We start from the raw sequence: 15294 nt of genomic DNA, 5'->3' as shown, positions 1-15294 counted from the left end.
TATTGACGTGAACGATCAGACGTATGCCAAAGGGCCTCAGGCCCTGGATTTCAAAAGTGCCACCTTGTATGCCGTACGGGTGGTGTTGCGTTCGGCCGACACGGCCGAGCAGCTAGCCGCCTTGGCGCAACGCATGAAAGATGCCGGCTCCTTTTTCGAGGACGAACCGGTGGTGATTGATGCCAGCGGCATCGATGCGCCTGTGGACTGGTCAGCCCTGATCGAGGCGCTGCGCCAGCACAAGCTGCACCCGGTAGGCGTCATTGCGCATGCCGATCACGCAGACAACGCCATCGACAGCGGTCTGCCCCAGGTGGAACTGTCCAATCCTCCGGCGCGCCCACAAACACAGGCGGCCCCTGACAAGGAAGTTCCGGTGCTCTCGCAAACAACGACGCAGGAAGCTCCTGCAGCGGCCGCCCCGCCACCGCCGGCTATTGCCCCGGCAGCCCTGACCATCCACCGCCAGTTACGTTCCGGTCAACGGATTTACGCCCGTCACACAGACCTGATCGTCATTGGTGCGGTTAGCCAGGGGGCCGAAGTCGTGGCCGATGGCAATATTCATGTGTATGGTCCACTGCGTGGTAAAGCCATGGCAGGCGCCCGGGGTGACAGCAAGGCACGCATCTTCACGACCGAACTGGACCCGGAGCTGATTGCGATTGCCGGTGTGTACCGCATCATCGAGACCCGGCTGGACGCGCAACTGCGCAACAAGCCGGTCATGGTGACACTGGAAGAAGACACGCTCAGGTTTGATCCCCTGAGCTCCTAGCAGTAACAGGCGCCGGCTTTTGCCGGCGCTTTTTATAAAGAGCAATACACACGCAGCGCTGCCTGGTGGAATCGTTCCCACCCGCCCCTACCCGGTCAGGTTGTGACCGTACCGGGCAGGCTGCTTTTTGCCTGGCTGAGCTGAACCCCGACAAATAGATACGGGCAGGCAAGCAAGCGTGAAAACAAACGTGTAAGCTGACACCGAACAAAGCAATTGATATGTTTTGTTTCTAAGCAGTAGGCTAAGCGGCACAACGGATGTCAACATCAGGCCCGTTATGCTTTACGATTATGTGACTTGAAAAACAAAGGAATCCGATTGTCATGGCGCGTATAGTTGTAGTGACCTCCGGCAAGGGCGGCGTGGGTAAAACCACCACCAGTGCCAGTTTTGCATCTGGTCTTGCGATGCGCGGTCACAAGACCGTGGTCATCGACTTTGACGTCGGCTTGCGCAACCTGGATCTGATCATGGGTTGCGAACGACGCGTGGTGTACGACTTCGTCAATGTGATCCAGGGCGAAGCCACATTGAACCAGGCCTTGATCCGTGACAAGCAGCTGGAAAATCTGTTCATCCTGCCCGCTTCCCAGACACGCGACAAAGATGCACTGACCCGCGAAGGCGTGGAAAAGGTGCTCGAAGAGCTCAAGGGCATGGGTTTTGAATACATTGTCTGCGACTCGCCTGCCGGTATCGAAACCGGCGCACTGATGGCCTCCTATTTTGCGGACGATGCCCTGGTAGTGACCAACCCGGAAGTATCCTCGGTGCGCGACTCGGATCGCATTCTGGGGATTTTGGCGGCCAAATCGCGACGTGGAGAGCAAGGCAAAGAACCGATCAAAGAATACTTGCTGTTGACCCGCTACAGCCCCAAACGTGTCTCGGATGGTGAAATGCTGTCCCTGCAAGACGTCGAAGATATCTTGCGTATCAAACTGATTGGCGTGACCCCGGAATCGGAAACCGTACTGCAAGCGTCCAACCAAGGAGTACCTGTTATCCATATCAAGGAAAGTGATGTGTCCCAAGCCTATCAGGACATCGTAGATCGTTACCTGGGTGAAGAGAAACCGTTGCGTTTTGTGGATTACGAAAAGCCAGGTCTGTTCAAGCGCCTGTTCGGAGGAAAGTAATATGTCTTTCCTGTCCTTCCTGCTCGGTCACAAGAAAACGTCGGCAACGGTCGCCAAAGACCGTCTGCAACTAATCCTCATCAACGAACGCGGTCAAGGTGGGGTTGCACCTGACTACTTGCCCCGCTTGCAAAAAGAGCTGGTGGAAGTCATTTCACGTTACGTGAAGATTAATCCCGATGACATCAAGGTGAACCTTGATCGCCAGGACTCGCTGGAAGTGCTGGAAGTCAAAATCGAAATGCCGCAGATCGATGCCAGTGCCATGGAAAACAAATAAAGCGCACCCGGCACACACCATCTTGCTGCTTGAAATGGCCATCCCCTGGGATGGTCATTTTCTTGGCTGTCTGCTTCGCACGGCAACGCGCGTAAAACCCGCCAAACGCCGTCCATCTTGCGGCTAGGTGGCTAATAGATAAGGTACAATTTCGCCTTGGTAATCGGCCAGTTCCGATTTTTCTTCGCGCCAGAGATGGTGGTTAAGGCCATCAAACGCCCATCCAGGCCTGGCTTATTGACCTATGCGGAGGGAATCATGACCGATCTCGGTCAGATGAAACGTCTTGTGCCCGCTCACCCCCAGCTTCCTGTTAGCGCCTATTTCGACCACGCTTTGTTTGAACGTGAACAAGAGCGCATTTTTCAACAGTCCGCCTTGTATGTCGGCCATGAAAAGCTCGTTCCCGAACCCGGCGACTGGCGCACCCTGATTCAGGAAAATGCTGCCCGTACCCTGATACGCAGCCAACACGGCGTAGAACTGCTCTCGAACGTCTGCAGGCATCGCCAGGCCCTGATGCTGGGTGGCATGCCCGGCCAGCCCAATCAGGCCAGCCACGGCTCCCTGAGCAGTACAGGCGGCCATATTGTCTGCCCCCTGCACAACTGGACCTACAGTGCCCAGGGTGATTTACTGGCCGCGCCCCGATTCAAGGACAAACCTTGTCTGAACCTGGAACGCTATCCTTTACGCGACTGCCACGGCCTCTTGTTTGAAGGGTCACGGGATCCGGCCCGGGATATGGCGGCCTTGTTCAGCCGGCCAGAATTCGACTTTCAGGACTACGTGCTCGATCATGTCGAAATTCACCAGTGCAACTACAACTGGAAGACCTTTATCGAGGTCTATCTGGAGGACTATCACGTCGCCCCGTTCCATCCCGGCCTGGGCCAGTTCGTCACCTGTGACGATCTGGAATGGGAGTTCAGTGACTGGTACAGCTTGCAGCGTGTGGGCATACACCAGGCCCTGGCCCATCCCGGTTCGCCCACCTACCGCCAATGGCACGACAGTCTGCTGGCCTACCGCCAAGGCGAAGCGCCAGATTTCGGTGCTGTCTGGGTCACTTATTTCCCCACCCACATGATCGAGATCTATCCCCATGTACTGGTACTGTCCACCCTGTACCCAAAGGGCCCACAGGAGACCTTGAACGTGGTGGAGTTTTACTATCCCGAAGAGATCGTGGCTTTTGAACGGGACTTTGTGCATGCACAGCGCGCGGCGTACATGGAAACAGCCGTGGAAGATGACGAGATTGCGGAGCGCATGGATGCCGGACGTCGCGCCCTGATGGAACGAGGAGTCTGCGAAGTGGGCCCCTACCAGTCTCCGCTCGAGGACGGGATGAAACATTTTCACCAGTGGTATAGATCCATGATGGATGAGGACGGCTACCGATAAAGCCTCGAGCTTTTGCTGCGTACCCCATAAAAAAAGCCTCAAGGTCGGGATGGATTCCCAGTACCTTGAGGCTTTTGACGCTGGCGAGCGTTTCAGCTCGTCCGGCAAATTTGAGTTTAGCGGTTCTTGCCGATCTGATCGCCGATGACGCCGCCAATCGCAGCCCCACCCACGGTGCCCAGCACACCACCATTTGTAATGACCGCACCGGCCACACCGCCCAGACCCGCGCCCGTTACGGCGCCTTTTTGACGTTTGCTCATCCCATCCCAGGAAGAGCAGCCCGCCATCACGACGGCCAGAACCGTGGCCAAACCCACTTTAGTGATAGTCGTCATATTCATCCGTTAACCTCCGTGAAGTATCCGTGCTCGACACGGCATTAAAGTCTATCTTCACCCTGCGGAGCAAATTAGTCCAGATCCTATTGTTAGGCAACGCAACAGATGTAATTTCGCTAGGAATCCATTTTTTTGATCAGGGCCAGAACTGATTTGAAAGCCGGGTTGGCCGGTGTTTCCAGCCATTCAAACAGGGCCATTTCGGCGCTAACGCGCTCCAATCCATGCATCGCCCAGCGATCCCAGGCTGCCTGCCGGGACTCGGGATGACGCGAGCCCACACAATCGCCGACCAACACGGGTTCATACCCGCGCTCACTCAAACCCAGGCCAGTTTGTAACACACACACGTGAGACTCTGTACCCAGTAACAACACTCGTGGGCGGCCTACCGGCAAGGCAGGCAGGAAATCGGCCTCACGCGTGGCATCAAAGTGCGTTTTATGCAGCACTTTATCAATATGCGGTAGCAGGGAGGCGTCGGTCGGGCCGATTTTCTCAGCCCAATGCTCGGTTGCCAGAACCGGCACCCCTAAAAGGCGAGCCGCCTGTGCCACCTTCCCGGCACGTTCGACCAAGGCTTGGTGGTCTGCAATGGCGGGCAACAGACCCGTTTGCATATCAACAATCAAGACGACGGACTGATGGGCATTGAGCACAGGCATGGCACCTTCCTTATTTCAGGGATTTGTAGCGGATACGACGGGGCTTGGCAGCGTCCTCGCCCAGGCGTTTTTTCTTGTCTGCCTCGTATTCCTGATAGTTGCCGTCAAAGAATACAACCTGCGAATCGCCCTCGAACGCCAGGATATGGGTAGCGATGCGGTCCAGGAACCAGCGATCGTGGCTGATCACCATGACCGAGCCGGCAAACTCCAGCAGAGCATCCTCCAGCGCACGCAAGGTCTCCACATCCAAGTCATTGGAGGGTTCGTCCAGCAGCAACACGTTGCCACCCGCAATCAGCGTCTTGGCCAGGTGCAAACGACCACGCTCCCCGCCCGACAGATTGCCCACAATTTTGTTCTGATCCGCACCCTTGAAGTTAAAGCGCCCCAGATACGCACGCGATGGCATTTCAAAGCGACCCACGGTCAGCAGATCTGCCCCGTCAGCAATCGCATCGAAAACAGTTTTGTCATTTTCCAGCGCATCACGCGACTGGTCGACATACGCCAGCTTGACCGTCTGACCCAGCTTGACCGTACCCGAATCCGGCTGCTCTTTACCAGCCAGCATGCGGAACAAGGTGGATTTACCGGCACCGTTAGGGCCAATAATCCCGACGATGGCACCGGCTGGCACCTTGAAGCTCAGGTTGTCAATCAGCAGACGATCTCCATAGCCCTTGCTGACGTTTTCAAATTCAATCACTTCATTACCCAGACGCTCGGCCACCGGAATAAAGATTTCCTGGGTTTCGTTGCGCTTCTGGTATTCGTGCGAGGACAGTTCCTCGAAGCGGGCCAGACGCGCCTTGGCTTTGGCCTGACGCCCCTTGGGGTTCTGACGTACCCACTCCAGCTCTTTCTTGATGGTGCGCTGACGAGCACTTTCCGAAGCCTCTTCCTGCTTCAGACGATCGTCCTTCTGCTCCAGCCAGGAGCTGTAGTTGCCCTTCCAGGGGATGCCGTGACCACGGTCCAGCTCCAGAATCCACTCGGCGGCGTTATCCAGGAAGTAACGATCGTGGGTTACCGCCACAACGGTGCCGGGGAACTGGCGCAGGAACACTTCCAGCCAGTCCACGCTTTCCGCGTCCAGGTGGTTGGTTGGCTCGTCCAGCAGCAACATGTCGGGCTTGGACAGCAGCAACTGACACAGGGCCACGCGACGCTTTTCACCACCGGACAGGTTTGCAATGGAGGCATCCCAAGGTGGCAGACGCAGCGCATCGGCCGCAATTTCCATCTGGGTTTCGATATCGTCCGCACCGCTGGTCGCGGCGGCCGCAATAATGGATTCCAGCTCGGCCTGCTCGGCGGCCAGAGCGTCAAAGTCCGCATCGGGCTCGGCGTATTCGGCGTAGACCTGTTCCAGACGCTGGCGTGCCTCGAAAACCTGGCCCAGACCGGCCTGCACAGCCTCACGAACCGTGTGCTCTGGATTCAGCTGAGGTTCTTGTGGCAGATAACCGATTTTGATCCCTGCCATGGGGACGGCTTCGCCCTCGATCTCGGTATCTACGCCGGCCATGATCTTGAGCAAGGTGGATTTACCCGAGCCGTTCAGGCCCAGCACACCAATCTTGGCACCTGGAAAGAAAGACAAGGAGATATTGCGCAGAATCTGCCGCTTGGGCGGCACAATCTTGCCCACGCGGTTCATCGAATAAACGTATTGAGCCATATAAACCTAAAAAGGAAAAACAGGTCGTGTTCGGAAAACTGGGATTGTAGGCGTTTGGCGCCCAAAAGGCAGGCTTCTGTCGGACCCAGAACCAAACACCGGGCCTGAGTGCAGGCTTGTCTCGGGTAATATACTCACTTTTGCTGACAATCCAAAAACGCCATGCCCACATCTGACGCCCCCGAACTTGTATTTACCACGGAAGAGATCGAAACCCTGGGTCGCACGGCCGATGCGCTAAGCGCCTATCTGGGCCGGGCTGTGCTGGCCGAGATCGTGGGCGCAGAAGAAACCGGTTTTGAATGGGTCATCTTTGCCATGCCGCTGGACAAAGACGAAGACGAAAACGAATTCACGGTCGTGCAAATAGGCGGCGAACAGGCCCGTATCGTGGGCAACCGCGGTGGGCTGGACCCACAAGACAAAGCCGTCTACGCCTGCCGCTATCTGTGGGCCATTCAGTTGAGCGATGCTGAGCCGGTGCGCTTTATCAAAGTGGACGAAGAGGGCGAAGAAGTGGCCTGGACCGAAACACTGGAAGAGCTCTTGCCCTTTGCGCTGGGCGAGGAAGCCTTTGCCCCCGAAGACGACACCGATGACGAGGACGACGATGATGACAGCACCGAGCCGGGCGTGCATGGTCACACCCTGCACTAATTGCGCTCAGGTCCGTCGCTTGTCACGCAGATAGAGCGCGGCCCCCACCGGCCACATCAGGGCCACCAGCAGATAGGACGCCAGCCCTTCAAGCCCATAGCCTGCTGGTGGCGTACGACCACTGGCCCGCAGGTGTAGCCCAAAGCGGGTGTAACGCGCAGCGGCCATCAAAAACGCCTTGGGTTCGTAGCGAAACCAGGGCAAGCATTTCACCACCGTATCCTGCGCCAGCAGCCACAAACCCAGTGCGTGCTGCTGGCTGGTCTTGCCTTGTACCGACAAAGAGTCGGGACTGTCGTGATAGACGCGGAACACGATATTCACAAAGCGGTTCTTGTAGCCCGCACGGGCAATCGCCCGCCACACCAGACTTTCAGGTACAAAGCCATCAATTTGATCGGGAAAGGGAAACCTGCGCAGCACGGCGGTACTCAAGCAGCCGAACTTCTCGCCCCGCACGTGGTAGCGAAAGCTTATATCCAAGGCGCTGGCATCGAATACATCTTTGGGAAACATATCGCCCACGACCTTACCGTCAGGACGCACGCACAGGCCGGTAATGCCGGCATAACCTGCCCGCTCCTGCAGGGGAATGTCAGCCCAGATCTGAGCCATATCGTAGAGCGCATTGACCAGCAAGGTGTCATCGCTGTCCAGCGCCACGACCAGCTCGCCTTGTGCCAGGGCCACCCCGTGATTGAAAGCGGCTTTCTTGTGACGGTTTTCCTGCCAGGCATAGCGAATCGGAAAAGGGGCCTGCTGCTGCCAGCCTTGCACCAGCTCCCGGGTGCCGTCAGTGGAGCCGTCATCAACCACCACCCACTCAAAATCCTGGCAAGTTTGTTCACATAAGGAACGATATACCCGCTCCAGCGTATGGGCGCGGTTATAACTCGGTGTCAGGACGGTGAATAAATGACGCCATTCCATGAGCGGATGTCCCCAAAAGATGCCATTACCTGTATTGATTAGGGTTGCAGGCAAGGTTTTATTTTTGCATCACAATGACACCATCATAAGCCAAGCGGGACACGGTGCCGTGCAGTATTCACACCGCCCTGCCCTGGCCGGAAGCAAAACCGGTCACGCACAAAAAAACCACAGGCACGCCTGTGGTTTTTTTGCTGCTGGCGGTGAATGCAGGAAGGAAAACCAGGTTTTCGTCTGCACACTGCCTACGTCAGGCACTTAGACGCGCTTGACTTTTTCCAGCATTTTGAAAACGCCCTTGGGTGCGCGCACAAACAGACGTTTGAATGCTTTACCCAGGCAACGACGCTCCAGCGTGTTGCGGCGAGTGCGTTTGATTTCCGCCATGGTGATCTCCGATCTTAATGTAAGCCCTGCCGGATGATCCCGACAAAAGCGCAATAGCTAACCAGAAATTCTACCGTAATCCGCGTTAAGATACAAAGGCTAGAGTGTGCATCCCCGGCAACACCCTGCTGACATGTACCGCTCCAACTGGCGCATGAGGCCTGTTTGCCAGGCCTTTCCCCTGCCGCTTCCTTACCCTGCCATCTCCAGAAAGCCGACCCTGCCATGAGCTCAGAAATCCGCATTTTTGGCGCCCGCCAGAACACTCTGAAAAATCTGAATGTACGTATAAAAACGGGCGAGTTACTGGTTATTACGGGCGTATCGGGGTCGGGCAAAAGTTCTTTGGCTTTCGACACCCTGTATGCCGAGGGCCAACGGCGCTACGTGGAAACATTTTCCCCCTATGCGCGCCAGTTTCTGGATCGCATGGACAAGCCCCAGGTCGATCGCATCGAGGGCATTTTGCCCGCCATTGCCATCGATCAGGTGAACCCGGTGCGCAATTCACGCAGCACGGTGGGCACCATGACGGAGCTGAACGATTACATCAAGCTCTTGTATGCCCGCCTGGGCGAGCTGTATTGCCGCCAGTGTGCTCAGCCGGTACGCCGCGACAATGCCGACAGCATCGCCAAGCAAATTCGCAAACTGGCAGCCGACCATGACGACCCTCGTCTGGTTTTGACCTTTGCGGTCAAGGTTCCCGCCAACTTCACGCAAGAAGAAATCGAAACCTTGCTGCATCAGCAGGGTTACACCCGCCTGCATCACGAGGAAACCCATACGGTCACCGCCAGCGGTGATGGCCCCAAGAAAGGCAAGAGTGCCAGAGCCACATCGACTGAACAGAAGCTTCTGTATGTCATTCAGGACCGCTTCCGTGCCAGCACAGTCGAACCTGAGCGTTTCATGGAAGCGATCGAGGCCGCCTTGCGCCATGGTCAGGGCAAACTGACTGTTTATGCCTCCGCCAGCGCAGAGGGTCCCGAGACCGCCTGGCGTTTCAGCCAGGGCCTGCATTGTGCCCAATGCGATATTGAATACAGTACCCCGGTTGCCAGTACCTTCTCGTTCAATTCGCCCTTGGGCGCGTGTGACACCTGCCGCGGTTTTGGGCGGGTGATGGGTATTGATTACGGATTAGTGGTTCCCGACCCCAGCAAAAGCCTGCTGGAAGGCGCGATCCGCCCGTGGCAGACGGCCAGCTACAAAGAATGCCAAGTGGAAATGGAGCGCTATGCACCGGCTGCTGGCGTGCGCCTGTCCGTGCCCTGGAAGGACTTGAGCCAGGAAGAACGCGACTGGGTGATTAATGGCACCCCGGACTGGAAGGGTGGCAATCAAGCCTGGAAAACCCAGTGGTACGGCGCCCAGCGTTTCTTTAACTGGCTGGAATCACGCGCCTACAAAATGCATGTGCGTGTGTTGCTGTCCAAATACCGCAGTTACACCACCTGTCCGGCCTGCGCCGGCTCTCGTCTGAAACCCGAAGCCAGCTTGTGGCGTGTGGGCGATCAGGCCGCCCCCGCCGATTCCCGCTACCCACGTTTCATGCCCGTGCATTCCAACTGGCTGCGCGAGCAACTGGATGCCATGCCCGGCCTGAGCGTCCCGGACCTGATGCGCCTGCCTATCGAGCACGTGCGCACGTTTTTCCGTGGCCTGCACTTTGGCGACGCACGCGATGCGGCCATCGACCTGCTCTTGAAAGAAACCCTGTCCCGTCTGGATTATCTGTGCGATGTGGGCCTGTCCTATCTATCCCTGGACCGCCAAAGCCGCACCCTGTCTGGCGGTGAAGTACAGCGTATCAACCTGACCACGGCGCTGGGCACCTCGCTGGTGAACACCTTGTTCGTGCTGGACGAGCCGTCGATTGGTCTGCACCCGCGCGACATGCACCGCATTATTGAAGTGATGCACCGTCTGCGCGGCAATGGCAACACGCTGGTTGTGGTCGAGCACGACCCACAAGTGATGGTGGCTGCCGACCGTATTCTGGATATGGGCCCCGGCCCGGGCGAGCGCGGTGGCCAGATTCTGTTTGATGGTTCGCCCCAAGCCTTGCGCGGCGCGGAAACGCTGACAGGCCGCTACCTGAGTGGCGAGCTGAGCATCGAATCGCCCCGCCCCATGCCGGTGGCCGACAATACCCCGCGCCTGCTGCTGGAAGATGTCAGTGCGCACAATCTGCGCCATATCTCCGTGTCCATTCCGCTGGGCCGTCTGGTCTGCGTGACCGGCGTTTCCGGTTCAGGCAAATCCACACTGATCCAGGACGTGCTCTACCCGGCCATCCTGAAACAACAAGGCAAACCGACAGAAGCCCCTGGTTCTTACGGCGCCCTGCTGGGCGCCGAGCAGATTGCCGAAGTGGTGATGGTGGACCAGACACCTATCGGCAAGACGGCACGCTCCAACCCGGCCAGCTATGTGGGCGCTTTTGACCCGATCCGCAAGCTGTTCGCCCAGGCTCCACTGTCCAAAGAACGCAGCTACACGCCGGGTACCTTCAGCTTCAATAGTGGTGATGGCCGCTGCCCGACTTGCGGTGGCACCGGTTTTGAACATATCGAAATGCAGTTCCTGTCCGATGTGTACCTGCGCTGCCCGGATTGCGATGGCAAGCGCTTCCGCCCCGAAGTGCTGGAAGTGCGTATTGAACACTTCGGACGCAGTGCCTCGATTGACGAGGTACTGGACATGACCGTGCATCAGGCCATGGAATTCTTCGAAGGCCTGCGCGACGTGCAAACGGGCCTGGCTCCCTTGGCCGATGTCGGTCTGGACTACCTGAAACTGGGTCAGCCCGTGCCCACGCTCTCGGGCGGTGAAGCACAGCGTCTAAAGCTGGCCGCCTATCTGGCCCAGGCCTCACGCACCCGCCTGAGCCAGGTAAAGGTCGCCAAAAAGGGCAATCTGTTCCTGTTCGACGAACCCACAACCGGCCTGCACTTTGACGACATTGCCCGCCTGATGCGCGCCTTCCGCAAACTGCTGGCCGCCGGTCACAGTCTGTTGATCATCGAGCACAATCTAGACCTGATCCGCGCTGCCGACTGGATTATTGATCTGGGCCCTGAGGGGGGCGAACACGGCGGCCAGTTATTGGGAGCAGGAACACCGGCCGACATCATGGCGCTGGCCCAATCGCACACTGGCCAGGCCCTCAAAGAGTACGAACACGCTATTCTGGGCACAGGCGCTGCCCTGTTTCAGGAACCCGAGGTAGATTACAAGGCCCGCTCAGGCGGCAGCAACGATGGCCAGATCGCCATTCTGAATGCCCGTGAGCACAATCTGAAAAACATCTCGGTTCACATCCCGCACAACACCTTCACGGTAGTGACAGGGGTGTCCGGTTCTGGCAAATCCACCCTGGCCTTCGACATTTTGTTTAATGAAGGTCAGCGCCGTTATCTGGAATCCCTGAACGCTTACGCACGCGCCATTGTTCAGCCAGCTGGCCAGCCTGATGTCGATGCGATTTATGGCATTCCGCCTACGGTCGCCATTGAACAGCGCACCAGCCGCGGCGGACGCAAGTCCACGGTGGCCACCATGACGGAAATCCACCACTTTCTGCGCTTGCTGTATGTGAAACTGGCCACCCAGTACTGCCCGGACTGCCAAGTCCCGGTCGCACCACAAACGGCCGAGCAGATCGCCGCCCAACTGTTGCGCGACCACAAGGGCGAGCATATTGGTTTACTGGCCCCGCTGGTGACCGCCCGCAAAGGCTATTACACCGACCTGGCCAAATGGGCTCAGGGCAAGGGCTATACTCATTTGCGCGTCGACGGCGAATTCATCCCCGTGACCCCCTGGCCACGCCTGGATCGCTACAGCGAGCACACGCTGGAACTGCCGGTGGCTGATCTGATTGTTGATCCGCGCCACGAGCTACAACTGCGTCAGGCTATCCGCGATGCGCTGGAACTGGGCCACGGCTCCTTTAGCGTGCTGGCCCCTTTGACGCCTTCGGGCAGCCTGTCGCTGGACGAGCGCCGCCAGGGCAAGCCACTGTCCAACGCCCGTCAGCAGCACTTCTCCGTCAAACGGGCCTGCCCCTGCTGCGGTACCAGCTTTCCCGAGCCGGACCCCCGGATGTTCTCCTACAACTCCAAGCACGGCTGGTGCAAGGACTGCTTCGGTACCGGCCTGAAACTGACCGGCTTCGATCAGGATCAAACCGGCGAAGAAAACAGCTGGAACAACGGTTATGAAGGCGAGGCGGTGGAATGCCCGAGCTGCCACGGTCAGCGTCTGAACCCCGTTTCCTTAGCGTTCAAATGGCGCGACCAGTCTATTGCCAAGCTGGCCGGCCTGCCTGTGGATGAGGCACAAACCTTTTTCGGCAACCTGAACCTGAGTGGTCGTGAAGCGGACATTGCCCGCGATATCCTGAACGAGATCCGCAGCCGTCTGGACTTCATGCATGAAGTGGGCCTGGGTTATCTGGCACTGGATCGTGCCGCCCCCACCTTGTCGGGTGGCGAGGCCCAACGTATCCGTCTGGCCGCCCAGTTGGGCTCGAACCTGCAAGGCGTGTGCTATGTGCTGGACGAACCCACCATTGGTCTGCACCCGCGCGACAACCAGATTCTGCTGAACGCCATGGCGCGTCTGGAAGGCAATGGGAATACTTTGGTGGTTGTCGAGCACGATGAGGACACCATACGCCGTGCCCAGCACATTATTGATATGGGCCCCGGTGCCGGTAAACGTGGCGGTGAAGTCATCGCCCAGGGTACGCTGGCAGAAATCGAGGCCAACCCCAATTCGCTGACTGGCCGCTATTTGCGCGAGCCGCTTAAACACCCCATGCAGGCGCGCCGTCCCGTTCAGGCCGATGCGCCCATGCTGACGGTGCACGATGCCAGCCTGCATAACCTGAACAAGGTCCAGGCCGGTATTCCGCTGGGCAAGCTCAGTCTGGTCACCGGTGTCTCGGGTTCCGGTAAATCCACCTTTGCCCGCGATGTGCTGCTGGATAATTTGCAGCGCGTTGTCGGCAGCAAAGAAAAGCCTGTGTGGCAGGGTTGCTCCAGCATCAGCGGCTGGGAAAGCCTGGACCGCGTGCTGGAAGTGGACCAGACCCCGATTGGCAAAACACCCCGCTCCTGCCCGGCCACATACATCGGCTTCTGGGATGAAGTACGCAAACTGTTTGCCAATACCAACGATGCCCGCCTGCGCGGCTGGAGCGCTTCACGCTTCTCCTTTAACACCGGCGATGGTCGCTGCCCCTTGTGCGAAGGCCAGGGCATGCGCACCTTGGAAATGAGCTTCCTGCCGGACGTGAAGGTGCCTTGTGACGCCTGTCACGGCCAGCGCTTCAATCCGGAAACACTGGCGGTGACCTGGCGCGACGTTTCCGCCGGCCAGCTGTTGCAAATGGATGTGGACGAGGCGGTTGAATACTTTGCTGCCCATCCTAAAATATTGCGCCCCCTGCAACTGATGCAAAGCGTGGGGCTGGGCTATCTGACTCTGGGTCAGCCCTCCCCCACTCTGTCGGGCGGCGAGGCGCAGCGCGTCAAGCTGGTCAGCGAACTGGTCAAGGCCCGCCTGGACGAAGGCATCACGCGTACAGGACGCGCCTACAAGGCCCCGCACACGCTTTATGTACTGGACGAGCCCAGCGTGGGCCTGTCCATGGCCGATGTGGAAAAGCTGATTGTGGTCTTGCACCGCCTGGTCGATGCAGGCCATACGGTGCTGGTGATTGAACATAATCTGGATTTGATTGCCGAAGCCGATTGGATCGTGGATCTGGGACCCGAGGGAGGTTCAGGCGGCGGCAGACTGGTGGTGCAAGGCACCCCCGATCAGGTCCAGGCCAACCGTGCCTCGCATACCGGCATGGCTCTGGCTCAATTTTTAAAGGAACACGGCGCATGTATGGCCGATTTGAAGACAGACTAAAAGGCTATGCGCTGGAAATGCAGGGCTATGTGGGCCATATCCAGGCCCGTAGCCCTGAAGAGCTAGGTCGTGCTTTTGAACAAATAGAACATGCCCGGCAAGCGGGACACTGGGTGGCTCTGGCCCTGGATTATGAGCTGGCCGAACTGTTCGAGCCGCGTCTGCCCGCCCGTGAACAAACCCAACATGCGCCGCTCAATGCCCTGGTATTCCAAGGCGCCCAGGAAGTCGATTTGTGGGACAGCCAGGTCGTGCCTGAACTGAGCGTCCAGTTGCAGCTCAGCCAGCAGAACTATCGGGATGCGCTCGCCCAGGTCCAGCAAGGCCTGCAAGCCGGGGATTTCTACCAGATCAACTACACCATGCCCCTGCGTATCCAGTCGGAGATGGTCCCACGCGATCTGTATACGGCTCTGGCCACTCGTCACCCTGTCGCCTATGCCGCCTACCTGGAGATCGGGGATCGCCATATTTTGTCGCTCTCGCCCGAACTGTTTCTGGAAAAACGAGGCAATATCGTGCGTACCCGGCCCATGAAAGGCACGCGCCCCCGCGATACGGACCCGGTTCAAGACCAGCAAAACGCCCAGGAGCTGCAGCACAGCATTAAGGACCGGGCTGAAAACCTGATGATTGTCGATCTGCTGCGCAACGATCTGGGACAAGTCGCCCGCACCGGCAGCGTACAAACCACCAGCTTGTTCGATGTTGAGCAATACGCCTCGGTCTGGACCATGACCTCCAGCATTCAGGCTGAAGTAGACCCGGACTGCCGCCTGGAAACCTTGCTGCGAGCCCTGTTCCCTTGCGGCTCTATTACGGGCGCCCCCAAGCTGGCCGCCATGCAATGCATACGCAAGCTGGAACCACAGCGCCGTGGCATTTACTGTGGGTCAGTGGGCTACCTCAGCCCCGCAGGCGACCTGTCCTTGAATGTCAGCATCCGCAGCCTGGAGCTGGACATGCACGGCCAGGGCGTCTTTGGGGTGGGCGGAGGGATCGTACTGGACTCAGACCCGGACCAGGAGTGGCTGGAGTGCCTGTGGAAAGCACGGGTCCTGCAAGCCCCTGTAACACTGACTTAAAGGCAGC

At 58.1% G+C, this 15294-nt stretch carries 12 protein-coding genes; 7 read left to right on the top strand and 5 right to left on the bottom strand.

The window, feature by feature from the left end:
• The first annotated feature begins 7 nt into the window (after positions 1–7).
• From minC to RSQ48_RS03650, 4 genes are all read left to right on the top strand, one after another.
• Positions 8–778, top strand: a complete 771-nt coding sequence (minC, locus tag RSQ48_RS03665) for a septum site-determining protein MinC (RefSeq protein WP_003803584.1) — start codon at positions 8–10, stop codon at positions 776–778.
• A 326-nt stretch (positions 779–1104) separates the two neighbouring features.
• Positions 1105–1920, top strand: a complete 816-nt coding sequence (gene minD, locus RSQ48_RS03660; protein WP_003803585.1) for a septum site-determining protein MinD — start codon at positions 1105–1107, stop codon at positions 1918–1920.
• A 1-nt stretch (position 1921) separates the two neighbouring features.
• The gene (minE, locus tag RSQ48_RS03655) at positions 1922–2200 is read left to right on the top strand and encodes a cell division topological specificity factor MinE (protein WP_003803586.1); all 279 of its coding nucleotides are present in this window, start codon (positions 1922–1924) and stop codon (positions 2198–2200) included.
• Positions 2201–2458: 258 nt separating this feature from the next.
• Entirely contained in the window at positions 2459–3607 is a 1149-nt protein-coding gene (locus RSQ48_RS03650; protein WP_003803587.1) for an aromatic ring-hydroxylating oxygenase subunit alpha, read from the top strand.
• A gap of 116 nt (positions 3608–3723) precedes the next feature.
• On the opposite strand, the gene RSQ48_RS03645 is transcribed toward RSQ48_RS03650, so the two are convergent.
• The 3 genes from RSQ48_RS03645 to ettA form a co-directional block, all read right to left on the bottom strand.
• Positions 3724–3951 (bottom strand): glycine zipper 2TM domain-containing protein, encoded by a 228-nt coding sequence (locus RSQ48_RS03645; protein WP_003803588.1) that lies wholly within the window; start codon positions 3949–3951, stop codon positions 3724–3726.
• 113 nt (positions 3952–4064) lie between these two features.
• Positions 4065–4613 (bottom strand): isochorismatase family protein, encoded by a 549-nt coding sequence (locus RSQ48_RS03640; RefSeq protein ID WP_003803589.1) that lies wholly within the window; start codon positions 4611–4613, stop codon positions 4065–4067.
• A 10-nt stretch (positions 4614–4623) separates the two neighbouring features.
• A complete protein-coding gene (gene ettA / locus RSQ48_RS03635) occupies positions 4624–6297 on the bottom strand; it encodes an energy-dependent translational throttle protein EttA (RefSeq protein ID WP_003803590.1) in 1674 nt (557 codons plus the stop codon).
• A 162-nt stretch (positions 6298–6459) separates the two neighbouring features.
• Here ettA and RSQ48_RS03630 point away from each other — a divergent pair, with 162 nt between their 5' ends.
• Complete coding sequence (locus tag RSQ48_RS03630; RefSeq protein WP_219235696.1) at positions 6460–6954, top strand: hypothetical protein; 495 nt, start codon at positions 6460–6462, stop codon at positions 6952–6954.
• 6 nt (positions 6955–6960) lie between these two features.
• Here the strand turns inward: RSQ48_RS03630 and RSQ48_RS03625 are convergent, their stop codons facing one another.
• Both RSQ48_RS03625 and RSQ48_RS03620 read right to left on the bottom strand, forming a co-directional pair.
• Positions 6961–7884, bottom strand: coding sequence for a glycosyltransferase family 2 protein (locus RSQ48_RS03625; protein ID WP_415302169.1), 924 nt, complete (start codon positions 7882–7884; stop codon positions 6961–6963).
• A 258-nt stretch (positions 7885–8142) separates the two neighbouring features.
• A complete protein-coding gene (locus RSQ48_RS03620) occupies positions 8143–8271 on the bottom strand; it encodes a hypothetical protein (RefSeq protein ID WP_003803595.1) in 129 nt (42 codons plus the stop codon).
• 225 nt (positions 8272–8496) lie between these two features.
• Between RSQ48_RS03620 and uvrA the strand changes: the two genes are divergently transcribed.
• Both uvrA and pabB read left to right on the top strand, forming a co-directional pair.
• Positions 8497–14202 carry an excinuclease ABC subunit UvrA gene (gene uvrA, locus RSQ48_RS03615; protein WP_415302168.1) on the top strand — a complete coding sequence of 1902 codons (5706 nt, stop codon included), beginning with the start codon at positions 8497–8499 and terminating at the stop codon, positions 14200–14202.
• Positions 14175–15287 carry an aminodeoxychorismate synthase component I gene (gene pabB / locus RSQ48_RS03610; RefSeq protein WP_003803597.1) on the top strand — a complete coding sequence of 371 codons (1113 nt, stop codon included), beginning with the start codon at positions 14175–14177 and terminating at the stop codon, positions 15285–15287. Before uvrA ends, pabB begins: the two co-directional genes overlap by 28 nt.
• Positions 15288–15294: the final 7 nt, after the last annotated feature.

Source organism: Alcaligenes sp. SJTW-7 (genome assembly GCF_047716895.1).
GTDB classification, from domain to species: Bacteria; Pseudomonadota; Gammaproteobacteria; order Burkholderiales; family Burkholderiaceae_B; genus Alcaligenes; species Alcaligenes ammonioxydans.
The sequence above is the reverse complement of the archived record's forward strand: the minus strand, read 5'-3'. Positions and strand labels throughout refer to the sequence as shown.